1 protein-coding gene is annotated in these 255 nt (G+C 67.8%); it reads left to right on the forward strand.

The genetic code is table 11. The features are described 5' to 3' along the window. The coding region (locus tag AC0CH8_RS18970) for a (2Fe-2S)-binding protein (protein WP_465241213.1) at window positions 1–255 on the forward strand (255 nt) is incomplete at both ends.

The raw sequence follows: 255 nt of genomic DNA on the forward strand, positions 1-255 counted from the left end.
GGATGCGGTGCGCGCGACCTGCAAGGCGTCGGCGTCGTGCGGAGCGTGCACCGGGCTGGTCGAGACGTTGCTCGCGGTGACGCTGGGCGAGGATTACTCGGGCGAGCGTACCGTGACGACGATATGCAAATGCACCAGCTTCGGCCACGACGACGTGCGGCGCGAGATCGTCGCGCAGGACATGCGTGCGATTCCGGAGGTGATGCAGAAGTTGACGTGGAGCACGCCGGACGGGTGTTCGTCGTGCCGGCCGGC

The sequence above is a fragment of the Sphingomonas sp. AC435 genome, from assembly GCF_979253005.1.